This window comes from Pleomorphomonas sp. PLEO, assembly GCF_041320595.1.
Classification (GTDB): Bacteria; Pseudomonadota; Alphaproteobacteria; order Rhizobiales; family Pleomorphomonadaceae; genus Pleomorphomonas.
Window position 1 is genome coordinate 609715 of sequence record NZ_CP166625.1, and the last position, 20327, is coordinate 630041.

23 protein-coding genes and 1 pseudogene are annotated in these 20327 nt (G+C 62.7%); 12 read left to right on the forward strand and 12 right to left on the reverse strand.

Annotated features, from left to right (window positions below; genetic code table 11):
• The first annotated feature begins 276 nt into the window (after nucleotides 1-276).
• From mnmG to AB6N07_RS02620, 4 genes are all read left to right on the forward strand, one after another.
• Nucleotides 277-2160, forward strand: a complete 1884-nt coding sequence (gene mnmG, locus AB6N07_RS02605) for a tRNA uridine-5-carboxymethylaminomethyl(34) synthesis enzyme MnmG (RefSeq protein ID WP_370676268.1) — start codon at nucleotides 277-279, stop codon at nucleotides 2158-2160.
• On the forward strand, nucleotides 2160-2867 hold the full coding sequence (gene rsmG / locus AB6N07_RS02610) for a 16S rRNA (guanine(527)-N(7))-methyltransferase RsmG (protein WP_370676269.1): 708 nt from the start codon (nucleotides 2160-2162) through the stop codon (nucleotides 2865-2867). Before mnmG ends, rsmG begins: the two co-directional genes overlap by 1 nt.
• Entirely contained in the window at nucleotides 2864-3691 is an 828-nt protein-coding gene (locus AB6N07_RS02615) for a ParA family protein (RefSeq protein ID WP_370676270.1), read from the forward strand. The genes rsmG and AB6N07_RS02615 overlap by 4 nt, the downstream gene beginning before the upstream one ends.
• A gap of 106 nt (nucleotides 3692-3797) precedes the next feature.
• Nucleotides 3798-4682: a ParB/RepB/Spo0J family partition protein gene (locus AB6N07_RS02620; RefSeq protein WP_370676271.1), complete on the forward strand. Its 885-nt coding sequence runs from the start codon at nucleotides 3798-3800 to the stop codon at nucleotides 4680-4682.
• Nucleotides 4683-4861: 179 nt separating this feature from the next.
• Here the strand turns inward: AB6N07_RS02620 and AB6N07_RS02625 are convergent, their stop codons facing one another.
• The 4 genes from AB6N07_RS02625 to AB6N07_RS02640 all read right to left on the reverse strand — a co-directional run bounded on the left by AB6N07_RS02625 (nucleotide 4862) and on the right by AB6N07_RS02640 (nucleotide 7800).
• Nucleotides 4862-6010 carry a MalY/PatB family protein gene (locus AB6N07_RS02625; protein WP_370676272.1) on the reverse strand — a complete coding sequence of 383 codons (1149 nt, stop codon included), beginning with the start codon at nucleotides 6008-6010 and terminating at the stop codon, nucleotides 4862-4864.
• Between the two features lie 106 nt (nucleotides 6011-6116).
• A complete protein-coding gene (locus tag AB6N07_RS02630) occupies nucleotides 6117-6512 on the reverse strand; it encodes a VOC family protein (protein ID WP_370676273.1) in 396 nt (131 codons plus the stop codon).
• Complete coding sequence (locus AB6N07_RS02635; protein ID WP_370676274.1) at nucleotides 6509-7105, reverse strand: septation protein A; 597 nt, start codon at nucleotides 7103-7105, stop codon at nucleotides 6509-6511. Before AB6N07_RS02635 ends, AB6N07_RS02630 begins: the two co-directional genes overlap by 4 nt.
• Before the next feature lie 23 nt (nucleotides 7106-7128).
• Nucleotides 7129-7800 carry an outer membrane lipoprotein carrier protein LolA gene (locus AB6N07_RS02640; protein ID WP_370676275.1) on the reverse strand — a complete coding sequence of 224 codons (672 nt, stop codon included), beginning with the start codon at nucleotides 7798-7800 and terminating at the stop codon, nucleotides 7129-7131.
• Nucleotides 7801-8030: 230 nt separating this feature from the next.
• Here AB6N07_RS02640 and AB6N07_RS02645 point away from each other — a divergent pair, with 230 nt between their 5' ends.
• Nucleotides 8031-8705: a YggS family pyridoxal phosphate-dependent enzyme gene (locus AB6N07_RS02645; protein WP_370676276.1), complete on the forward strand. Its 675-nt coding sequence runs from the start codon at nucleotides 8031-8033 to the stop codon at nucleotides 8703-8705.
• On the opposite strand, the gene AB6N07_RS02650 is transcribed toward AB6N07_RS02645, so the two are convergent.
• The 7 genes from AB6N07_RS02650 to dapF form a co-directional block, all read right to left on the reverse strand.
• Nucleotides 8690-9271: a DsbE family thiol:disulfide interchange protein gene (locus tag AB6N07_RS02650; RefSeq protein WP_370676277.1), complete on the reverse strand. Its 582-nt coding sequence runs from the start codon at nucleotides 9269-9271 to the stop codon at nucleotides 8690-8692. The two genes, AB6N07_RS02645 and AB6N07_RS02650, sit on opposite strands and share 16 nt — an antisense overlap.
• Nucleotides 9268-9480, reverse strand: coding sequence for a heme exporter protein CcmD (gene ccmD / locus AB6N07_RS02655; RefSeq protein ID WP_370676278.1), 213 nt, complete (start codon nucleotides 9478-9480; stop codon nucleotides 9268-9270). Before ccmD ends, AB6N07_RS02650 begins: the two co-directional genes overlap by 4 nt.
• On the reverse strand, nucleotides 9477-10205 hold the full coding sequence (locus AB6N07_RS02660) for a heme ABC transporter permease (RefSeq protein WP_370676279.1): 729 nt from the start codon (nucleotides 10203-10205) through the stop codon (nucleotides 9477-9479). The genes ccmD and AB6N07_RS02660 overlap by 4 nt, the downstream gene beginning before the upstream one ends.
• 129 nt (nucleotides 10206-10334) lie before the next feature.
• Nucleotides 10335-11372, reverse strand: a complete 1038-nt coding sequence (gene ftsY / locus AB6N07_RS02665; protein WP_370676280.1) for a signal recognition particle-docking protein FtsY — start codon at nucleotides 11370-11372, stop codon at nucleotides 10335-10337.
• 17 nt (nucleotides 11373-11389) lie between these two features.
• Nucleotides 11390-12646: a tRNA (N(6)-L-threonylcarbamoyladenosine(37)-C(2))-methylthiotransferase MtaB gene (gene mtaB / locus AB6N07_RS02670; protein WP_370676281.1), complete on the reverse strand. Its 1257-nt coding sequence runs from the start codon at nucleotides 12644-12646 to the stop codon at nucleotides 11390-11392.
• An 87-nt stretch (nucleotides 12647-12733) separates the two neighbouring features.
• Nucleotides 12734-13576, reverse strand: coding sequence for a class I SAM-dependent methyltransferase (locus AB6N07_RS02675; protein ID WP_370676282.1), 843 nt, complete (start codon nucleotides 13574-13576; stop codon nucleotides 12734-12736).
• Nucleotides 13577-13603: 27 nt separating this feature from the next.
• Nucleotides 13604-14455: a diaminopimelate epimerase gene (gene dapF / locus AB6N07_RS02680; protein ID WP_370676283.1), complete on the reverse strand. Its 852-nt coding sequence runs from the start codon at nucleotides 14453-14455 to the stop codon at nucleotides 13604-13606.
• Nucleotides 14456-14765: 310 nt separating this feature from the next.
• Between dapF and ffh the strand changes: the two genes are divergently transcribed.
• From ffh to AB6N07_RS02715, 7 genes and pseudogenes are all read left to right on the forward strand, one after another.
• Complete coding sequence (gene ffh / locus AB6N07_RS02685; protein ID WP_370676284.1) at nucleotides 14766-16340, forward strand: signal recognition particle protein; 1575 nt, start codon at nucleotides 14766-14768, stop codon at nucleotides 16338-16340.
• Nucleotides 16337-16630 carry a chorismate mutase gene (locus AB6N07_RS02690; protein ID WP_026791451.1) on the forward strand — a complete coding sequence of 98 codons (294 nt, stop codon included), beginning with the start codon at nucleotides 16337-16339 and terminating at the stop codon, nucleotides 16628-16630. Before ffh ends, AB6N07_RS02690 begins: the two co-directional genes overlap by 4 nt.
• Nucleotides 16631-16687: 57 nt before the next feature.
• A complete protein-coding gene (gene rpsP, locus AB6N07_RS02695) occupies nucleotides 16688-17047 on the forward strand; it encodes a 30S ribosomal protein S16 (RefSeq protein WP_370676285.1) in 360 nt (119 codons plus the stop codon).
• Between the two features lie 76 nt (nucleotides 17048-17123).
• A complete protein-coding gene (rimM, locus tag AB6N07_RS02700; protein ID WP_370676286.1) occupies nucleotides 17124-17669 on the forward strand; it encodes a ribosome maturation factor RimM in 546 nt (181 codons plus the stop codon).
• Nucleotides 17666-18376: a tRNA (guanosine(37)-N1)-methyltransferase TrmD gene (gene trmD, locus AB6N07_RS02705; RefSeq protein WP_370676287.1), complete on the forward strand. Its 711-nt coding sequence runs from the start codon at nucleotides 17666-17668 to the stop codon at nucleotides 18374-18376. Before rimM ends, trmD begins: the two co-directional genes overlap by 4 nt.
• A 169-nt stretch (nucleotides 18377-18545) precedes the next feature.
• Nucleotides 18546-18944 (forward strand): annotated as a pseudogene (rplS, locus tag AB6N07_RS02710) (50S ribosomal protein L19); the annotation flags it as partial.
• A gap of 89 nt (nucleotides 18945-19033) precedes the next feature.
• Complete coding sequence (locus AB6N07_RS02715; protein ID WP_370676288.1) at nucleotides 19034-19846, forward strand: exodeoxyribonuclease III; 813 nt, start codon at nucleotides 19034-19036, stop codon at nucleotides 19844-19846.
• Here the strand turns inward: AB6N07_RS02715 and AB6N07_RS02720 are convergent, their stop codons facing one another.
• Nucleotides 19847-20308 carry a Crp/Fnr family transcriptional regulator gene (locus tag AB6N07_RS02720; protein WP_370676289.1) on the reverse strand — a complete coding sequence of 154 codons (462 nt, stop codon included), beginning with the start codon at nucleotides 20306-20308 and terminating at the stop codon, nucleotides 19847-19849. It lies immediately after the preceding gene.
• Between the last annotated feature and the right edge of the window lie 19 nt (nucleotides 20309-20327).

Here is a 20327-nt window from a genome sequence, read left to right on the forward strand (position 1 = left end):
TGTTTCACGTGAAACACTCCACAGCTTGTGGAAAACTATTCGGATTCGCTACCGAACCGATTCCGGAAAACCGGCTCTTTCCTCCAAGAGCTAGCTTGAAAAGCGCAGAAATCAGCGCTTTCGGCTTTGACCTTTGGGGCAATTCTGACCTATTAAGGCATCCCCAAGCTTTAAGGGCTGGCGTCTGTGACGTGGGGATCAGGTGTGGATGGCCCGGCAATAATGGGCACCTCGGCCGTTTTTTGCAAAGTTTGCTAACTTGCAACATCAGGAGCGATGGTGAGCGATCTGGAACGCTTCGACGTCATTGTTATCGGTGGTGGCCACGCGGGCGCCGAGGCGGCGCATGCCGCGTCGCGCAGCGGTGCCAAGACAGCACTGGTTACGCATGACTTTTCAACGGTCGGCGCCATGTCCTGCAATCCGGCGATCGGCGGTCTGGGTAAGGGGCACTTGGTCCGTGAGGTCGATGCTCTCGACGGGTTGATGGGCCGAGTCGCCGATGCAGCGGGTATACAGTTTCGCTTGCTCAACCGGCGCAAGGGCCCGGCCGTGCGCGGCCCTCGTGCCCAAGCCGATCGTAAGCTCTACAAGGCCGCGATGCAGGCAGAGATCGCATCGGCGGCCAATTTGACGGTTGTCGAAGGCGAAGCCGACGATATCGTGGTTTCAAACGGTCGCGTCGGAGCCGTTGTTATGGCTGACGGGCGTCGGCTGACCTGTGGCGCCGTCGTGTTGACCACCGGGACTTTTCTGTCGGGACTTATTCATCTCGGACCCAAAACAACACCCGCCGGCCGTATTGGAGAAAAGCCGGCCTTGGGCTTGTCTCGGACGCTGTCGCGGCTTGGTTTGCGGCTAGGGCGCCTCAAAACCGGCACGCCGCCTCGTCTTGACCGCCATTCCATTGATTATACGGCCCTTGAATCCCAGCCGGGCGACGACGATCCTGAGCCTTTCTCGACGTTGACCGCCGCCATCACTCAGCCACAGGTGGCCTGTCACATCACCCGGACAGGTGAGGCTACCCACCGAGTCATCCGCGACAACGTCCATCGCTCGCCGATGTATTCCGGGCAGATCGGTAGTCGCGGTCCTCGCTATTGTCCGTCGATCGAGGACAAGATCGTTCGCTTCGGCGATCGCGATGGCCACCAGATTTTCCTGGAGCCGGAGGGGCTGGACAGCGACCTCGTCTACCCGAACGGTATTTCGACTTCCCTGCCGGAGGATGTGCAAGACGCCATTATCGCCTCCATTCCCGGTCTAGAGCATGCGCGTATCGTTCAGTATGGCTATGCCATCGAATACGACCATATCGATCCTCGCGAGCTGCAGCCGACCCTTGAAGCCAAGAAGTTGACTGGCTTGTTCCTGGCTGGCCAAATCAACGGCACCACCGGTTATGAAGAGGCGGCGGCGCAGGGTTTGGTTGCCGGCCTTAATGCCGCGCGGCGGGCTAGTGGGGCCGAAGGCGTCACCTTCGACCGGGCCGAGGCCTATCTTGGCGTGATGATCGACGACCTCGTCACCAAAGGCGTGAGCGAGCCCTATCGCATGTTCACCTCACGTGCCGAGTATCGGCTTTCCCTCAGAGCCGATAATGCCGACCAGCGCTTGACCAATCGAGGGCTCGCCCTTGGCGTCGTCGGATCGACGCGCGCTGAAGCCTTCTCGGCAAAGGTTGTGGCGCTTGAAGCTGCCCGGCAATTGGCTCGTTCGCTTTCTCTCAGTCCCCGCGAGGCGGAAGGCCACGGTCTTGCGCTCAATCAGGATGGCGTTCGGCGGACCGCCTACGAACTCTTGTCCTATCCGGATATGTCCCTTGCCCGTCTTGCCGCCATTTGGCCAGATCTGGGGCGTTTTGATGGGGTCACGACCGGGGCGCTGGAAACCGAGGCGCTTTATGCGGTCTACCTCAATCGTCAGGATGCCGATATTGCCGCTTTCCGGCGCGATGAGGCGCGCGCGTTGCCGGTCGATCTCGAATACGGAGCCGTGACGGGTCTCTCCAACGAAGTGCGACAGAGGCTCGAAGCGGTGCGCCCAGCGACACTCGGGCAGGCTGGTCGTATCGATGGTGTGACGCCGGCCAGCCTGACGCTGCTTCTCGCCCATTTACGCAAGCTCGCAGCGCAGCCGAAAGGGGCGGTGGCCTGATGGTCGGCAAGGCAAACAAGACCATGGCAGGCGATAGCGACGGCCTCGACGCTGTGCGTGCCATCTTGCCGCTTGATGCTGCGATGGAAGCGCGCTTTACGGCCTATGTCGAACTCGTCCGGAAATGGCAGCCGGTCAAGAACCTGGTAGCGCCGTCGACGCTGCCTGATATTTGGCGCCGGCACGTTGCCGATGGTGCGCAGGCTTTTGCCGCGCTTCCGGCAGCGAAACGATGGCTCGATCTCGGATCTGGCGCAGGTTTCCCAGGCCTCGTAACAGCCATTCTGCTTGCCGACATCGAGGGTGGCTCAGTAACCTTGGTAGAGTCCAATGGGCGCAAGGCAGCCTTTTTGCAGGCGGTGGCCAGAGAGTTGAAATTGCCGGCCAGGGTCGTTTCCGATCGCATCGAGTCGATACCGGAACGATTAGCGGATCCGGACAATCGATTCGATGCCGTTTCGGCGCGCGCGCTCGCCTCGCTCGACAAACTTCTGGCCTATGCCGAGCCCTGGTTGACGACTGGAGCGACCGGCGTTTTCCACAAGGGCCAGGATTTTGACGCGGAGCGCCGGCAAGCCGCTCTCGCGTGGAGTTTCGATCTGGTAGAACAGCAGAGCCGGATCGAGCCCGACAGTCGCATAGTCCTCGTCGATCACGTCCGCCGGCTGTTAACCGCCGGCCTTCCAAAGCAGGATGCCCGCCGATGAACCGCCTTCCCTTGAGTCCCCGCGTGTTATCGTTGGCCAACCAAAAAGGTGGAGTCGGCAAAACCACGACGGCCATCAACCTTGGTACGGCGCTCGCCGCCATCGGCGAGGAAGTGTTGATCATCGACCTCGACCCGCAGGGCAATGCGTCAACCGGCCTCGGCATCGATCGTAAGTCGCGCAAGGTGTCGACCTACGATGTGCTGATCGGCGAAGCGGAGCTTCGGGAAGCATTGGTGCCGACGGCGGTCCCGCGCCTCACCGTGGCGCCATCAACGCTGGACAATCTTGGTGTCGAGCTGGAGATCGCCAGTTCCGGGGACCGTGCTTACCGCCTCAGAAAGGCGATCGCCCGGCATGTCGAGGCGGTGGAGGCCGGTGGAGAAAAGCACTTCACCTATGTGTTGATCGACTGTCCGCCGTCGCTCAATCTTCTCACCATCAACGCCCTGTCGGCATCGCATTCCATCCTGGTGCCATTGCAGTGCGAGTTTTTCGCGCTGGAGGGGCTTTCGCAGCTTTTGTCCACCGTCGAGCAGGTTAAGCGCAGCCTCAATCCCGAGCTTGGCATCCACGGAATCGTGCTCACCATGTACGATGGTCGCAACAACCTGAGTGCCCAGGTAGTGCAGGACGTTCGCACCAACATGGGGGATGCCGTTTACGAGACGATCATTCCACGCAACGTTCGGGTTTCCGAAGCGCCCTCTTATGGGAAGCCGGCGCTGCTTTACGATCTCAAGTGCAGCGGCAGTCAGGCCTATCTGAAGCTGGCCTCCGAGATCATCCAGCGTGAGCGGCGTTTCCGCGCCGTCGCCGCCTGAAGCGTTTCTGATCCGAAATTAAATCTACCGCAGGGTGCGGGGCATCAGACTACAAGACCCTGTTTCCAGCTGGATTTCAGAGGTCGATGAAAGCGAAGGGGAAGTCATGAGCAGCGTCAGCGACGAGAGCGGACGTCGACGGCTCGGCCGGGGGCTTGCGGCGCTGATTGGCGACGCCAGCTCGGAGTTCGAAGTGGTGGAGCGGGTACGTGGTCTTCGCAAGGTGGCGATTGATCTCATCCGGGCCAATCCCAAAAACCCGCGCCGGCTGTTCAAGGAGGCGGAACTCGACGAACTGGCTGGCTCGATCCATCAGCATGGCATGATCCAGCCGGTGGTGGTGCGACCGGCGCCGGGTGGCGGCAACGGTTTCGAACTGATCGCCGGCGAGCGGCGCTGGCGGGCGGCGCAGAAGGCCGGCCTGCACGAGATCCCCGTCGTTATCCAGGATGTTACTGACCGCGAGGCGATGGAGATCGCCATCATTGAAAACGTTCAGCGGCAGGATCTCAATCCGCTGGAAGAGGCGATGGGCTACGATCAGCTGATCCAGGAATTCGAATATACGCAGAATGACCTTGCCGCGGTGATCGGCAAGAGTCGCAGCCATGTCGCCAACACGCTGCGTCTCCTCAAGCTGCCGGAATCGGTGAAGCAGTATCTCAACGATGGTGCGATGACTGCTGGCCACGCCCGCGCGCTAATCGCCGCGCCCGACCCGGCGGCGCTGGCCAAGCGCATCGTCGAGGAAGGCTTGACGGTGCGTTCGGCCGAGACGCTGGCGCAGGCTACCATTTCCGAGCCACATGGCCGGGCAAAGACGGCAAAACCCGATAAGGATGCCGATACCCGCGCGCTCGAGAAGCGATTGTCGGACGTATTGGGATTTTCCGTGGAGATCCGTCACAAGCCTGACGGCTCCGGCGAAGTGCGGCTGCGTTACGGCAGTCTCGATCAGCTCGACGATATTGTCCGCCGGCTTGAAGCCTGAGACTTACGAATTCGATTCGTACCCGAAAGATTCGCTAACGAAACGCCCCGACGGTCACCCGCCGGGGCGTTGTCATTTCGGATCCGTATCCGATTTTCATAGATTACGAATTCTCTTTGAAGATCATTTGGATAGCGGATTTGAAACGAACGACGACGCGCGCCTTATGAAACAGATCGTCAGCGCTGCGATAATGCCCTGACCATGCGATCGATGCCTTCGTCGAGCAAGGCGCGTGGGCAACCGAAGTTAAGGCGAACATGCTGGTCATCGCCGCCGAAGCTCGGGCCGGGATTGAAGGCAACCTTGGCCTTGTCGAGGAAGAAGCGGTAAGCGTCGCCAAGCTCAAGGGCCGAGCAATCGAGCCAGGCGAGATACGTCGCCTCAGGAGCGTTGATGCGGATTTCAGAGATTTCCCTCCCGAGACGACCGATCAGATGGTCTCGATTGGCCTCGAGATAGGAGAGAAGGGCGTCTTTCCACGGCCGGCCGTGCCGGAGCGCGGCTTCCGTGGCAACGAGGCCGAGAACATTGGCGCCTTCGCTCATGCCTAGGCTGGCAGCGGTAAATCGACGACGCAGCTCGGCATCTGGAATAATGGCGTAGGCCGTCTTGAGACCAGCGATGTTGTAGGTCTTGCTGGCAGCCATCAACGTGATGGTGCGGTGGGCGATCTCCTGCGACAGCGCGGCGATCGGCACGTGTTTCTTGCCGCCGTAGACGATGTCGCAATGAATCTCATCCGAAATGATCACGGCGCCGGATGTGAGGCAGGCTTCGGCGATGGCCTCAAGCTCGGTTCGCGTCCGCACTTTGCCGGTTGGATTGTGCGGATTGCACAGCAGGAACGCTTTTGCCTCGGTCAGCGCGGTGGTTAGCTGGCCGATATCGATCGCCGAGCCTTCAGAGACTGGCAGAACCGGCACGTCGACGCGGGTGAGCCCCCAGTTGCTAGCAGCGGCGAGAATTGGCGGATAGACGGGCGTCTCTACCACCAACCGGTCACCTGTCTGTGTGAACGCCTTCAGGGCCTGGTTGAAGCCGGGCACTACACCGGGCAGGAACACAACGTCGGCCGGCGATATGGACCAACCGTAGAGGTCTTGCATGTCGGCGGCGATCACGTCGCGGAGCGTCGCGGGGCCAGGGCCACCGTAGCCAAATATCGGATGAGCGAGCCGATCGCGCAACGCAGCGGCTATGGGTTCGGCAACCGGGAAGTCCATATCGGCCACCCACATTGGCAGCACACCCTCCGGATAACGGTCCCATTTCGAGGTGGGTACCTGCCGTCGGTCGAGGACGGTATCGAAGTCGTGGGCAGCCATGGAGGAAATGTCCTTTTCGTAGAAGCGGATCGGACAACACTAGACCCAAAGGCGGGAGCTGATCCAGCCCTTCAGGCTCCGCAAGAGACGATGCTAAGGCAGTCGGTCAGCCGGCTCGCTTGGGTTCGATGAGATCCCAACGATTGCCGTAAAGATCCTCAAAGACGGCGACGGCGCCATAGGCTTCAAAGCGTGGCTCTTCCAGGAAGCGAACGCCTAGGCTTAGGAACAGAGCGTGGTCGCGGGCGAAATCGTCGGTTTCAAGGAACAGGAAGACGCGGCCACCTGTCTGGTCGCCGATGTGCGCCGCCTGTTGCGGTCCATCGGCACGGGCGAGCAACAGCGCGGTGCCGCCCTTGGCCGGACCGACCCGCACCCAGCGCTTGTCATCGCCGAGCGGTGTGTCCTCGAGCAGCAAGAAGCCCAGCTTACCGACGTAAAAAGAGATCGCCTCATCATAATCGGCGACCAGTAGCGCCAAACTGGCAATGGTCCGATTCATGCGGCCTCCTTGGGAGGGGCCGGCTGCTCGATGGCATGGCGCGACAGAAGCGGCAGCTGGGCGATCGAGAACACCAAAGTTAGCGGCATGATGCCCCAGACCTTGAAAGCGACCCAGAATTCTGTCGTCTGGGTGCGCCAGACCAGCTCGTTGAGGATCGCAAGCAGGAAAAAGAACAGACCCCAGCGGATCGTCAGCTTGCGCCAGCCAGCATCGTCAAGATGGAAGGCACCGTCGAAAACGTAACCGAGCAGCGTCTTTCCAAAGAGGAGGCCGCCCAGCAGCGCACCGCCGAACAGGCAGTTGACGATGGTCGGCTTCATCTTGATGAAGGTGTCGTCATGCAGCACCAAGGTCAGCGTGCCGAAGATGGCGACGACGATGCCCGTGACCAGCGGCATGATGGCGAGGCGCCGATTGATCATCCAGGATGCGACCAGCGCTACTGCCATCGCTGCCATGAAGGCGCCGGTGGCGGCAAAGATACCGAAGCGGCCGTTGGCAAAAAAGAAGACGAGAAGCGGTCCAAGTTCCAGCCCGAGTTTGAGCCAGGGGTTCTCGGTTTTGCGGGCAGCAGCGGGCACATCAGTCATCGATCACTCCTGGCGAGCAGCCATCACTTGTACTTGGAATAGTTGATCTGGAACCACTCGGGATTCGTTGGCGTACCGATCTTGGTCTCGTAGATTGCGACAGTGGTGTCGAGCCCCTGATCGTCCGTCACGGTCCACTGCTTCAACTCGGTGGTCTTGGCGTCGAAATAAAGCGTCAGATGGTTGGTGACAAAGGTACCAGGGTCCTGAAGGCGGATAACGATGAAATCGGAATCGGCGCTGACTGATTGCACGACCGCTTCTTCAAGAAGATCGATGTTCTTGTCGAGCAGGAAACGCAACGGCGTCTCCGACAGAAGGTAAAGCGTCTGCGACTGCATGGCCTTGTCGTCGACCGCTACCGTCCGGCCATCGACCGTGATGTCGAGTTGCGCCGGTGGATAGTAGCGGAAGCGCATCTTACCCGGGCGGTCGATGACGAAATAGCCGGTGGTTTCGCTGCCATCGGGCGCCGTCTGCAGGAACTTGCCTTCGAAGCTTGTGATCGCGTTGAAATAGCGGTTGACCGCCTGCACGGTGGTAAGCTGTTCGGGCGAGAGGTTGGCGAGGTTGGGTTTGGCAAGTGCACCCGTTACCGAAACGGGGATCGCCGCTGCCGTGAGCGCCAGTGTCAGGCCAGCGGCGCCTACGCCATTCAGGAACGCGCGGCGCCCCATCCTCAAGGTTTGAAACATCGCGGACCCTCTCCTTTGTCGCCTCCCGCGCCGGTGCGGGACGTTTCGGCAAACGATTCTCTTCACTTAAAGACCAGATGATGGCGAAACAAGGTGGAGCTTCTTCCATCATCTTGACAATACGGCCGGTGACGCCAAAGACAGGCACGACAGGTCGGCGCGATGGAGACCGTTGCCTGACTGACCCTTGCTACCGGCCTTGGCGATCTCGGCGGAGAATGGAGGAGAACATGACCATTTCCGAAGCACTTGGACGGGTGCGGGCAGCGATCGAAGGCGCCGAGGCGGAAGCCGACCGGCCGGCCGGGTCAGTGACGCTGATTGCCGTCTCCAAAACCTTTCCAGAGGCGGATGTCCGTATGGCTATCGCCGCCGGGCAGCTGGTTTTCGGCGAAAATCGGGTTCAAGAGGCGGCAACCAAGTTTCCAGCCGTGAAGGCGGACTTTCCAGCCATAGAGCTGCATCTGATCGGACCGCTGCAGTCGAACAAGGCACACGAGGCGGTTGCCCTATTCGATGTCATCCACAGTGTCGATCGCGAGAAGATCGCCGCCGCGCTTGCCAAGGAAATGCAGGCGCAAAGCCGTTTTCCCAAGCTGCTCGTTCAGGTCAATACCGGGGAGGAGCCGCAGAAGGCCGGCGTCGCACCGCGTGAAACGGTAGATTTCGTGAAACGTTGCCGCGAGGTGCACGGCCTCACCATTGCCGGGCTGATGTGCATTCCGCCGGTCGGCGATCCGCCGGCACCGCATTTCGCGCTGCTGGACGAACTGGCGCGGCGCGCCGGTGTTGCTTTCCGCTCGATGGGCATGTCGTCGGATTACGAAACGGCGATCGGCCAAGGCGCGACGCATGTACGCGTCGGTAGCGCCATCTTCGGCTATCGAGATTACGGCGCTGCCTGAGTGGCGAGCGCCTTTTCGATCGCCGGCATCAATTCGGTCGAAATCCGCTCCCGCGTGAGCGGCCCGACCAGCTTGGCGGCGATGCGGCCATTCGCCACCACGAAGGTTTCCGGTACGCCGTAGACACCCCAGTCGATACCGACGCGGCCGTTTCGGTCGGCGCCGATGGCAGTGTAGGGATTGCCCAGACCGTTGAGGAAACGCAGTGCCTGATCGTCGGCATCCTTGTAGTTGAGGCCGTAAAGGCGGATCCGCTGGTCTTTTGTAAGGTCGGTCAGGAGCGGATGTTCAGCTCGGCAGGGCGCGCACCAACTGGCGAAGACATTGACGACGAAAACGCCTTTGGCGAGATCGTCGTTTGAGAGACCGGAAACCGGCACACCATTCCGCGTCAGACCGGCAACGCCTTCAAGGCGGAAATCGGGTACTGGCTTGCCGATCAGCGCTGATGGGACTTCCGACGGATCGCCAGCGCCAAGCCTTGAATAGAACAAGACGGCAAGCGCCAGAAACAAGGCGAGCGGGACGAGCGCGAGAAATCCGATGCGGCGTGATGGCTTGCTCACGCCTGCGTCTCCAGGGGCGTCTCGGGTGCCAGGCGGGCGGCGGCGCGCGCCGAGCGTCGGGTCAGGCCACGCGCCTCGAGCGCGGCGAGCGTGCTTTTGAGCCGCCAGTGATCGAGGATGATCCAAACCGTCAGGCCCAAAGCGGCGAGCGCCGCCGCCCCATAGCTCAGGAGAATGAAACCGGCGTAGGGACCGAGGAGAGCGATCATCTGATAGCTCCGGCGGCTGTCAGGCCGAGGGCACGGATGCGCCGACGCAGGATCTCGTTGCGCATGGCGGCCAGATGCAGGGTGACGAGAAGACACGTAAAGGCCAGCGCCATGGCCGCGAGTGGCACCAGCATGGTGGCATCGATGGTCGGGCCGCCGATGCGGAACACCGAAGCGGGTTGGTGCAGCGTGTTCCACCAGTCGACAGAGAACTTGATGATCGGCAGGTTGACCGAGCCGACGAGGATCAGGATCGCAGCGGCGCGGGCGCCTCGGGTTGGATCCTCAATCGTGCGCCAGAGGGCGATGAGACCGAGATACATGATGAACAGCACCAGCACGGAGGTCAGGCGCGCGTCCCACTCCCAATAGGTGCCCCACATCGGCCGGCCCCACAGCGAACCGGTGACCAGCGCGAGGGCCGTAAACGTGGCGCCGATCGGCGCGGCGGCGCGAGCGGCGACGTCGGAGAGCGGGTGCCGCCAGACCAGTGTGCCGAGCGCCGAGACGGCCATGATCGAATAGGTCAGCATGGAGAGCCAGGCGGCCGGCACGTGAATGTACATGATCCTGACCGTTTCACCCTGGAGGTAGTCGGCTGGTGAGCGAGCTACCAGCGCAAGGCCTCCGACGAACAGAACAACAGTCAGTCCGGCCAGCCAGGGAATCAGGCGGCCGGCAAACGCCAGAAAACGGGTAGGATTGGCCAGGTCGGCGAGGGACATGCTTGCCTCGGGGTGGGCGATAGGCGCCAGTCGCGGCTTCGACGTATTCCAGGCTGCACACATAGCGATTTCGTGGGCGGCCGGCAATCCGGGGCTGTCCGAGGAACAAACGTCGGTTCAGGGATACGGTCAGTCACCGAGCCCGGCAATGGCGCGGGCGAAATCGCGGGCGGCGAAGGGCTCGAGATCGTCGATGCCCTCGCCAACTCCGATGAAGTGCACTGGCAGGCCGAATTTCTCGGCGATGGCAACGAGAATACCGCCGCGCGCCGTACCGTCGAGCTTGGTCATGACCAAGCCGGTGACGCCGGCGGTGCGACCGAAGGCTTCCACTTGGGAAACGGCATTCTGGCCGGTGGTGGCATCGAGGACCAGCAATACGTCGTGTGGTGCCGTGGGATCGATCTTGCGGAGAACGCGGACGACCTTCTCAAGTTCGGCCATCAGCTCCGCCTTGTTCTGCAAGCGACCGGCGGTGTCGATCATCAGGATGTCGATGCCTTCGGCTTTCGCCCGAGTCAGTGCGTCGAAGGCGAGACCGGCCGAATCAGCGCCGACTTCGCGGGCAACGATCGGCACATTCGCCCGTTCGGCCCATACTTTCAGCTGATCGATGGCGGCGGCGCGAAAGGTGTCACCGGCGGCCATCATGACTTTTTTGTCCTCGGCAACGAACTTCGAGGCGAGCTTGCCGATCGTGGTGGTTTTGCCGGAACCATTGACGCCGACCACGAGCACTACATGGGGCGCCTTATCCGTCTTCAGCGTGAAGGGCACGGCGACCGGGGCGAGCACCTTCTCCACCTCGGCGGCAAGGATCGTTTTCACTTCCTCGTCGGTGATGTCTTTGCCATAGCGCTCGGCCGATAGCCGCTCGGCGATGGCCGACGCAACGGCGACGCCGAGGTCGGCCTGAATCAGCACGTCTTCCAGTTCTTCAAGCGTGTCGGCATCGAGCTTGCGCTTGGTGAAAATCGAGACGATGCCGCCGCTGAGCGCCTGCGAGGAGCGCGACATGCCACTCGTAAGTCGATGAAACCAGGACGGTCGATCAGCAACGGCCGGTGCGGCAACAACAGGCTCATTCAGTGATTCACGTGGATCGGGCGTTTCCCGCCCGCCACCGAACCAGCGGCCGATGAGACCCGGCTTCTTGTCGTCCGACATGTCGTTGGTCCTTCGCCTCAGGCAGCCTTGGAAATGAGGGCACGGTCGGTGCGGCCGGTGACGATGGCCGGCACGATTTCGCCGGGCGCGCCCCGGTCGATCTCGGTGAGCGTAAACTGTTCAGTGCGGCCGAGTCCGTTTTTCTCGACGAGCACCGCGTGATGGTGACCGGCCTCGCCGTCGAGGTGGGCACGAAAAGCGGCATCACCCTTCTCTCGCAACCTAGAGGCGCGTATCTTTATTTCGGCTCGCTCAACTTGTGTCATTCGCGCGGCGGGCGTGCCGGGGCGCGGTGAATAGGGGAAGACGTGCAGATGCGTGAGGCCGCAATCATCGACGATGGCAAGTGAGTTCTGGAACATCGCCTCGGTTTCAGTCGGGAAGCCGGCGATGATGTCGGCGCCGAACACCATGTCGGGACGAAGTCGCCGGGCTTCATCGCAGAAGCGGATGGCATCGGCCCGGAGATGGCGGCGCTTCATCCGCTTCAGGATCAGGTCGTCGCCATGCTGGAGCGATAGATGCATATGTGGCATCAGCCGCTCCTCCTCGGCGATCGCCGCCATCAGGTCCGGATCGGCCTCAATTGAGTCGATGGAGGAGATGCGGAGGCGAGACAGTTCCGGCACTTCCTTGAGGATGGAACGGGTGAGGCGACCGAGGCGAGGGTTGCCGGGCAGGTCATCGCCATATGAGGTAAGGTCGACGCCCGTCAGCACCACCTCGGCATAGCCGTTCTCGACGAGCCGGCGCACCTGGGCAACCACATCGCCCATCGGCACCGAGCGCGAATTACCGCGGCCGAAGGGAATAATACAGAAGGTGCAACGGTGGTCGCAGCCGTTCTGCACCTGGACAAAGGCACGGGTGCGGCCCTCGAAGCCATCGACGAGATGCAGCGCCGTTTCGCGCACGCTCATGATGTCGTTGACGCGGGTCTTTTCCTCGGCGGATACGCCGAAATCGGGGATCGCCTGATAAGCTGCTTCGGTGAGCTTGTCGGCATTGCCGACCACCAGATCGACCTCTGCCATGCCGGCGAACAGCTCGGGCGAGGTCTGGGCGGCGCAACCGGTGACGACGATGCGAGCGTCGGGGTTGGCGCGTCGGGCGCGGCGGATCGCCTGCTTTGCCTGCCGCACCGCCTCGCCGGTTACGGCGCAGGTGTTGACCAGCACGGCCTCCGAAAGGCCCGCTTCGGCCGCCTTCTGCCGCATCACTTCCGATTCCGCCGTGTTGAGGCGGCAGCCGAAGGTGATCACCTCGATCGCCATGCTTTCGTTCCGATGCTTGTGTTCAGACCGGCTATATGGCGGAAAGGCGCGGAAATTGCCAGAGCGGAAACCGCATCGCAAACTGACTCAGGACGGCCGCCGGGCACGCAGGACATGCAGGCCGAAATCACCATCGCCGGTTGGGGGTTCACCCAGATAGCGTTCACGAAGCTCCTGAAGATCGAGATCCTCGACATCTGAAAGACCAAGAGCAGTGAGTTCGTTGACGAGTATGTTTGGCGTGGCGAGGCCAAGCCAGGGTTCGCCGGTACTGGCCGCTTTGGCCATCAACGCCTCTGTGACGGCGCGCCCCTTCGGGGCCTGGTCTTCCGGAGGCGTCGAATAGTCAAAGACGACTTCTGAAGCGGGGAGGCCGGCAATGAAGCCGAAAAGCGCCTGTCGCGTTTCCGCCGGAAGATAAATGACAACGCCGAGCATTTGGAAGAAGGTCGGCTCATCAGCGCGCCAGCCAGCCGCGGCAAGGGTTGAGGCAACGTCATCCTCGCCGAATATCGTCGGCACCAGCGAAAGGCCGGCCGGCAGCCTGGGCCCGAAGCGCAACAGCCGACGATGCTTGTCGGCCTGGGTTGCCGGATGATCGACTTCGAAGATCCGGAGGCCGGCCGCGCGGTAGGGATTGCGAAGGCCGAGGGTATCGAGGCCGGCGCCCAGTATCACCACTTGGCGACAGCCGCGCGTTACCGCCTCTGCCAGCGCGTCGTCGGCATACCGGCTGCGGGCAGCCATGAGGAAGCGCATTGTCCGATAGCCGGGCACGATAGGAAGACCCATCATCAGCGGGGCGCCCTCAGGTCCAAGCATATCCTCGGCGAACGGGTCGCGGAATACCCGGCCATCATCTTGTGTCTGATGCGCGGCCCGCAGGGCAGCGACGACCAGGGCTGTGTTGCTGGCAGTGCGGTGTTCCATGTAACCGCCTCCATAAACTGAACCGCGTCAGGCGGCAGCTGGTGCGAAGATATCGTCCGACAGTAGGCCACCATGTTCGAACTCGGTGGCGCCGGTCATCAGAATGCGGTTCTCGGCCGTCCAGTCGATGACAAGGTCGCCGCCGGGAAGCGTCACGCGCACCGTGCGTCCGGTGCGCCGGGTGCGGGCGGCCGACACAGCGGCGGCGCAGGCGGCGGAGCCGCAGGCGCGTGTCAAGCCGGCGCCGCGCTCCCACACCTTCAGCGTCAGCGCGTCGGACGCCGTGACGTGGGCGAGCGAGATGTTGGCGCGTTCGGGAAATATCGGGTGATTTTCCAGCATGGGGCCAATGGCGGCCAGATCGTAGGCTTCGACGTCGTCGACCCAGAAAATGGCGTGGGGATTGCCTATGTTGGCGACCGAGGGCGAATGCAGGATAGGTGCGTCGATCGGTCCGATCTGCAGTTCGATGGCGCGGGTGTCGGCGAAGGGTTCGGCGAGCGGGATGTCGTTCCAGGCAAAGCGTGGCTCGCCCATATCGACGGTGACGAGGCCGCCCTCAGCCTGGGCGATGCACAGGATGCCGGCGCGCGACTCAACAAAGACGGGCGAGGGCGCGCCGGCCTCGAAGAGACGCGTGCCGACGCAGCGGGTGCCGTTGCCACAGGCAAAGCTCTCCGAACCGTCGATGTTGAAGATGCGCATGAAAGCAAGCGTGTCCGGCCGGCGCGGGGCATAGAGCACCATCAACTGGTCGAAGGGTTCCTGTGCGCCGATGGCGCGGGCGGCGTCGGCCGTCACGCTCTCCGGGCGGCCGCGCAGATCGAGCACGACGATCTCGTTGCCGATGCCGTTCATCTTGACGTAGGGAATACTCATCGCCGCTCTCTCATTTCTCTGCCATTCTTAGACGATTGGCGGCGACAGCGGAAGCGGCTGGTGATGCACGCGAAGCCACGAATACGGCGGATGTCGCTGCCAAAACCTGGTTTTCCTTGACTTGGCGCCGCCTTGCCGCTAATGGCCCTCCATTCTCGTCCTGTTGCGACAGCCGAGCCGCCGACCGGGGCACGATCCCGGAGGTCAACATCCGCCAGCGCGTTGCGCCCGCGGATGCAAGCGGTGCTTGGGTTTCGTGGGGGTCGAGGCCATATGAGCGGTTCGAGAGACCGTTCGACGAGGACCGCCGATGTTTGAAAGCCTTTCCGATCGCCTTGCCGGCATTTTCGACAAGCTCACCCGTCGCGGTGCGCTGTCGGAGGCCGACGTCGCGGAAGCCATGCGTGAGGTGCGGCGGGCCCTCCTTGAGGCCGATGTGGCGCTCGACGTCGTCAAGTCCTTTACTGACAAGGTGAAGAACCGCGCCGTTGGCGTCGACGTGGTCAAGTCGGTCACGCCTGGCCAGATGGTAGTCAAGATCGTCCACGACCAGCTCGTGGAGATGCTCGGCTCGGATGCCCAACCGATCGACCTCGAGGCACCGGCTCCGGTGGCCATCCTGATGGTTGGTTTGCAGGGCTCGGGCAAGACGACGACGACGGCCAAGATTGCGCGGCGTCTCACTGAGCGTCAGCGCAAGAAGGTGCTGATGGCGTCCCTGGACACCCGGCGTCCGGCTGCCATGGAACAGTTGAAGATTCTCGGCGAGCAGAACGGTATCGACACGCTGCCGATCGTCGGCGGGCAATCGGCGCAGGAGATCGCGGCGCGGGCGATGATGGCCGCCCGGCTCGGCGGCTATGACGTGGTGCTGCTCGACACCGCTGGTCGCGTCACTGTTGACGACGCGCTGATGAACGAGGCGGCCGACGTCAAGCGCATCGCCCAGCCGCACGAAGTGCTGCTGGTTGCCGACGCGTTGACCGGTCAGGACGCCGTCAACACGGCGCGGGCCTTCGACGGACAGATTGGCATTACCGGCATCGTGCTGACGCGCGTCGACGGCGATGGTCGCGGTGGCGCGGCGCTCTCCATGCGCGCCGTCACCGGCAAACCGATCAAGTTGATGGGCGTCGGCGAAAAGGCCGATGCCCTCGAGGATTTCCACCCGCAGCGGGTGGCCGACCGCATTCTCGGCATGGGCGACATCGTGGCGCTGGTCGAGAAGGCCGCTGCCAACATCGACGCCGAGAAGGCGGCCCGGATGGCCGCCAAGATGGGCAAGGGCGAGTTCGATATGAACGATCTCGCCGATCAGCTCGGGCAGATGCAGAAGCTCGGTGGCATGAGCGGTATCCTCGGCCTGATGCCTGGCATGGGCAAGATGAAGAACCAGCTCGCCGCGGCCGGTTTCGACGATCACCTCCTGAAGCGCCAGCTCGCCGTCATCCAGTCGATGAACAAGAAAGAGCGCGCCAAGCCTGCCGTCATCGATGCCAAGCGCCGCAAGCGGATCGCCGCCGGTTCCGGCACTGACGTGTCCGACGTCAATAAGGTGCTGAAGATGCACCGGCAGATGGCCGACATGATGAAGGCTATGGGCAAGCAGAAGGGCGGCCTGTTCGGTGGCCTTGGCAAGCTCGGTGCCATGATGGGCGGCGGCGGTATGCCCGACCCGTCCAAGATGGATCCGGCCCAGCTCGAGAAGATGGCTCGCGACATGGGAATGGGCGGTGCGCTCGGCGGCAAGGGTGGTCTCCCGCCGGGGTTGCCAGGGGCGCTGCCGCCGGGCCTCTCTGGTCTGCCAGGTCTGCCAGGTCTGCCCGGCGGTCGCCTGCCGGGGTTGCCGGGTCTTCCCGGCCTGCCGAAGGGGCCAAAGAAATGACGACGCTCGATCCGGTGATGGCCGAGCTCCTGGAACTGCGCGGCTCGATCGACAACATCGACGCGGCGCTGGTTCACCTTCTTGCGGAGCGCTTCAAGTGCACGCAGAAGGTAGGTCGGCTCAAAGCCGAGCACAGCCTGCCGCCGGCCGATCCCTCGCGAGAAAAAGTTCAGATCGAACGACTAAGGGCGCTTGCCGCCGATGCTCGGCTCGATCCTGATTTTGCTGAGAAATTCCTGAACTTCATCATCACGGAAGTGATCAGGCACCACGAGGCTCTTCGCCGATAGGCGGTGCCTCTCCCTAAACCAAGACAGTCAACCTCAAGAACAAGCTGGAGTAACCCGATGTCCCTCAAGATCCGTCTCGCCCGTGGTGGCGCCAAGAAGCGTCCGCACTACTCGATCGTCATCGCCGACGCCCGTTCGCCGCGCGACGGCCGCTTCATCGAAAAGATCGGCACCTTCGATCCGATGCTGGCCGACGACGTCGAGAACCGCGTCGTGCTCGACACCGACCGTGCCAAGTACTGGCTCGACCAGGGCGCTCAGCCGACCGATCGCGTGCTGCGCTTCCTCGACAAGGCCGGTCTCGCCAACCGTCCCGCCCGCAATAACCCGAACAAGGCCGAGCCGGGCGAGCGGGCCAAGGAACGCGCCACCGAGCGCGCCGAAAAGGCCGCCGCCGCCGAAGCTCCGACCGAGTGATCTCGGCCTGACATCATCCTATAAGGGACCGTCCCGCCCAGCGGGGCGGTCCTTTTCGTTGCCGGAGACCCCCACAGTGGCCGAGCCGCAAAAGTCCATCCTGATTGCCGAGATCGGTGCCGCGCATGGCGTGCGCGGCGAGGTTCGCGTCAAGGCGTATACCGCCGATCCGTTGGGCATCGCCGATTACGGTCCTCTGAATGACAGTCGGGGCGGCGTCTTCCGCGTGAAGTCGCTGAGGCATTTGAAGGATGACATGCTGGTCGTGGCTTTCGAGGGCGTGGCCGACCGCACCGCTGCCGAAAAGCTCACTCGCACCAAGCTTTATATCGATCGTTCGGCGCTGCCGCCGCCGGAGGAAGACGAGTTTTATCACGCCGACCTCGTGGGTCTTGCTGTCGAGACGACGGCCGGCGAGCCGGTTGGCACCGTGGTGGCGGTGGCCAACTTCGGGGCTGACGATCTCCTCGATGTACGCCGCCCGGATGGCGCCTCCGTCTATGTGCCGTTCACTCGCGCCGTCGTGCCCACCCTCGATTTTGTCGCCGGGAAGGCCATCATCGAGCCTCCGGAGGGTCTTCTTGAAGACGCTCGCGAACCGGACGGGGAGGGGACGCCGTGACCGGCTTCGCGGCCGATGTGCTGACGCTTTATCCCGAGATGTTTCCCGGACCGCTGGGCGTCAGCCTTGCCGGCAGGGCGCTTGTCGAAGGGGGATGGTCGCTGACGGCGACGCAGATCCGTGACTTCGCCGAAGGCCGCCACCGCAATGTCGATGACACCCCAGCTGGCGGCGGCCCCGGCATGGTGATGCGTGCCGATGTGCTCGCCCGCGCCGTCGATGCGGTGTCCCCGCTGGACGATCTTCGCCCACGCCTGCTGATGACACCGCGCGGGGCACCGCTCAAACAGGCGCGTGTGCGAGAACTGGCCGCCGGTCCCGGCGTGGTTATTGTCTGCGGCCGCTTCGAGGGGGTCGACGAGCGGGTCATTGGCCGCCGTCAGCTCGAAGAGGTGTCTATTGGCGACTATGTTCTATCGGGCGGAGAGGTAGCGGCCATCGTGCTTCTTGATGCCGTGGTGCGGCTGCTGCCCGGCGTGATGGGGAACGAGCTCTCCGGCTTCACAGAAAGCTTCGAGGAAGGACTCCTCGAACACGCCCAATACACCCGTCCGCCGGTCTTTGAGGACGAGGCGATCCCGCAGGTGCTGCTCTCTGGCGACCATGCGAAAGTGGATGCCTGGCGCCGCGCCGACGCCCAAAGGGTGACACGCGAGCGCCGACCCGACCTCTGGGCTGCGCATGGGCCGCGCGAAGGCCGGAAATGAGCGCTTTGATGAGGCTTTTTGGCAAAGAATCTGGGCGCGAGTGGTCGACAAACCAATCCAGCTCGTGTAGGAACCCCGCCCATATAGTTGATTGACGTATCGCCCCTTCGTTCGATGTAACGATGTTTCGGGCGCTCTGGTCGGCTCAGGAAAAAGAAGGAATCCAAAGATGAGCAAGATCATCCAGGAGCTCGAGGCCGAGCAGATGGCCGTCGTAAAGGCCCAGCGCGAGCTGCCCGAGTTCTCCCCAGGCGACACCGTTCGCGTCAACGTGAAGGTCACCGAAGGCACCCGCACCCGCGTGCAGGCCTACGAGGGCGTCTGCATCGCCCGCAAGGGTGGCGGTCTCAACGAGAGCTTCACCGTCCGCAAGATTTCCTACGGCGAGGGCGTCGAGCGCGTCTTCCCGCTCTACTCGCCGATGATTGATTCGCTCGATGTGGTGCGCCGCGGTAGGGTCCGCCGGGCCAAGCTCTACTATCTGCGCGATCTGCGCGGCAAGGCGGCTCGTATCTTCGAGGCGACCAACTCCCGCGCCCGCAAGCTCAACGACGCTGCCAAGGCCGCCAAATGAGTTCAGCCCAAGGCTGACTGATCGATCCGGGCCCGCGTGCTTCCGCTCGCGGGCCTTTTCACGTCCGGAGATCCCGAAAGCCCATGCGACAGGTCAAGATCGCCACCTGGAATATCAATTCCGTCCGCATGCGTCGGCTTATCGTCGAGCGTTTGCTCAACGAGGCGGCGCCCGATGTGCTCTTCCTGCAGGAGACCAAGTGCCAGGATGGGCAGTTCCCGGCGGCTGACTTCCGCAAGCTCGGCTACGAGCACATTGCCCTGAACGGAGGGCGTGGCGGTTACCATGGCGTCGGCATCGTGTCGCGCCTGCCGCTCGGCGATGTCCGCGTCCGCGAGTTCTGCGAAAAGGTCGGCGATCCGCGCCATATTTCGGCGGTGATAGGCGAGGGTAACTCAGCCTTTCGGGTCCATAATTTCTACGTGCCGGCCGGCGGCGATGAGCCGGACATCACTATCAACCCGAAGTTCGTTCACAAGCTGCGCTTCCTGGATGAGATGAAGGACTTCCTGCCGACGGGGGCGGACGGGCTGCCCGATGTGGTGGTGGGCGATCTCAACGTTGCTCCCTATGAGCATGACGTCTGGTCGCACAAGGCCCTTCTCAAGATCGTCAGCCACACGCCGATCGAATGCGAGAAGCTGGAAGCGGTCCGGGCCGCGGTCGGCTATGTCGATATCGCCCGGCGGTTCGTGCCTCTCGAGGAGAAGCTCTATTCCTGGTGGAGCTATCGCGCCAAGGATTGGCGCGCGGCCGACAAGGGGCGGCGTCTCGATCACATCTGGGTCCACCCTGACATGGCCGAGCGTGTGAGCGATTTCCAAATTCTGAAGGACGCGCGCGATTGGGATCGTCCGTCCGACCATGCACCAGTGATGGTCAGTATCGCGGTCTGATTAGTTCCCGAGACGGTCGAGGCGGTCGCGCACCGTCATCAACCGCGAGGTCGTGTCGCGAACGTTTGCCGATAGGCGCCGGTGCAAGCCGGCGGCGATCTCCGGAAACTCGTCCAGCATACGGCGGAACAGCGGTCGGCGAATCAAAATGGTCTCGACGCGGCCGCGTGCCACGGCCGTCATCGTTCGTTCGCCATCGACGATCAAGGATAAGCCACCAAGAAGGGCGCCTCGGCCCACGACTTCCGCGGCCAACTCCGCCTCTCCAGGCGGAAACAGCGCCACGTCTCCCGAGGACACCACGTGCGCACAGTCGGCGCGATCGCCTGCCGAATAAAGGCGTTGCCCATCCCGGAACTCGCGACTCTCGGCCGAGAAGGCGAGCAGGCGCAGTTTGTCCTCCGTGAAATCGGAGAGCATGGACACCGTGCCGAGCAGTTTGATATCGGTCTCAAGACTCATGGATGGCCTGGCGCGGGCG

Bases quoted from the DNA above. Each gene is read 5' to 3' on its own strand.
- AB6N07_RS02640 (WP_370676275.1), bottom strand. From the start codon at position 7,800: ATGTTTCAAACCTTGAGGATGGGGCGCCGCGCGTTCCTGAATGGCGTA.
- rpsP (WP_370676285.1), top strand. From the start codon at position 16,688: ATGTCCCTCAAGATCCGTCTCGCCCGTGGTGGCGCCAAGAAGCGTCCG.
- mtaB (WP_370676281.1), bottom strand. From the start codon at position 12,646: ATGGCGATCGAGGTGATCACCTTCGGCTGCCGCCTCAACACGGCGGAA.
- ccmD (WP_370676278.1), bottom strand. From the start codon at position 9,480: ATGATCGCTCTCCTCGGTCCCTACGCCGGTTTCATTCTCCTGAGCTAT.
- AB6N07_RS02645 (WP_370676276.1), top strand. From the start codon at position 8,031: ATGACCATTTCCGAAGCACTTGGACGGGTGCGGGCAGCGATCGAAGGC.
- mnmG (WP_370676268.1), top strand. From the start codon at position 277: ATGGTGAGCGATCTGGAACGCTTCGACGTCATTGTTATCGGTGGTGGC.
- AB6N07_RS02630 (WP_370676273.1), bottom strand. From the start codon at position 6,512: ATGAATCGGACCATTGCCAGTTTGGCGCTACTGGTCGCCGATTATGAT.
- dapF (WP_370676283.1), bottom strand. From the start codon at position 14,455: ATGAGTATTCCCTACGTCAAGATGAACGGCATCGGCAACGAGATCGTC.
- AB6N07_RS02615 (WP_370676270.1), top strand. From the start codon at position 2,864: ATGAACCGCCTTCCCTTGAGTCCCCGCGTGTTATCGTTGGCCAACCAA.
- AB6N07_RS02690 (WP_026791451.1), top strand. From the start codon at position 16,337: ATGACGACGCTCGATCCGGTGATGGCCGAGCTCCTGGAACTGCGCGGC.
- rsmG (WP_370676269.1), top strand. From the start codon at position 2,160: ATGGTCGGCAAGGCAAACAAGACCATGGCAGGCGATAGCGACGGCCTC.
- AB6N07_RS02715 (WP_370676288.1), top strand. From the start codon at position 19,034: ATGCGACAGGTCAAGATCGCCACCTGGAATATCAATTCCGTCCGCATG.
- AB6N07_RS02620 (WP_370676271.1), top strand. From the start codon at position 3,798: ATGAGCAGCGTCAGCGACGAGAGCGGACGTCGACGGCTCGGCCGGGGG.
- ffh (WP_370676284.1), top strand. From the start codon at position 14,766: ATGTTTGAAAGCCTTTCCGATCGCCTTGCCGGCATTTTCGACAAGCTC.
- AB6N07_RS02720 (WP_370676289.1), bottom strand. From the start codon at position 20,308: ATGAGTCTTGAGACCGATATCAAACTGCTCGGCACGGTGTCCATGCTC.
- AB6N07_RS02635 (WP_370676274.1), bottom strand. From the start codon at position 7,105: ATGACTGATGTGCCCGCTGCTGCCCGCAAAACCGAGAACCCCTGGCTC.
- ftsY (WP_370676280.1), bottom strand. From the start codon at position 11,372: ATGTCGGACGACAAGAAGCCGGGTCTCATCGGCCGCTGGTTCGGTGGC.
- AB6N07_RS02625 (WP_370676272.1), bottom strand. From the start codon at position 6,010: ATGGCTGCCCACGACTTCGATACCGTCCTCGACCGACGGCAGGTACCC.
- AB6N07_RS02675 (WP_370676282.1), bottom strand. From the start codon at position 13,576: ATGGAACACCGCACTGCCAGCAACACAGCCCTGGTCGTCGCTGCCCTG.
- AB6N07_RS02660 (WP_370676279.1), bottom strand. From the start codon at position 10,205: ATGTCCCTCGCCGACCTGGCCAATCCTACCCGTTTTCTGGCGTTTGCC.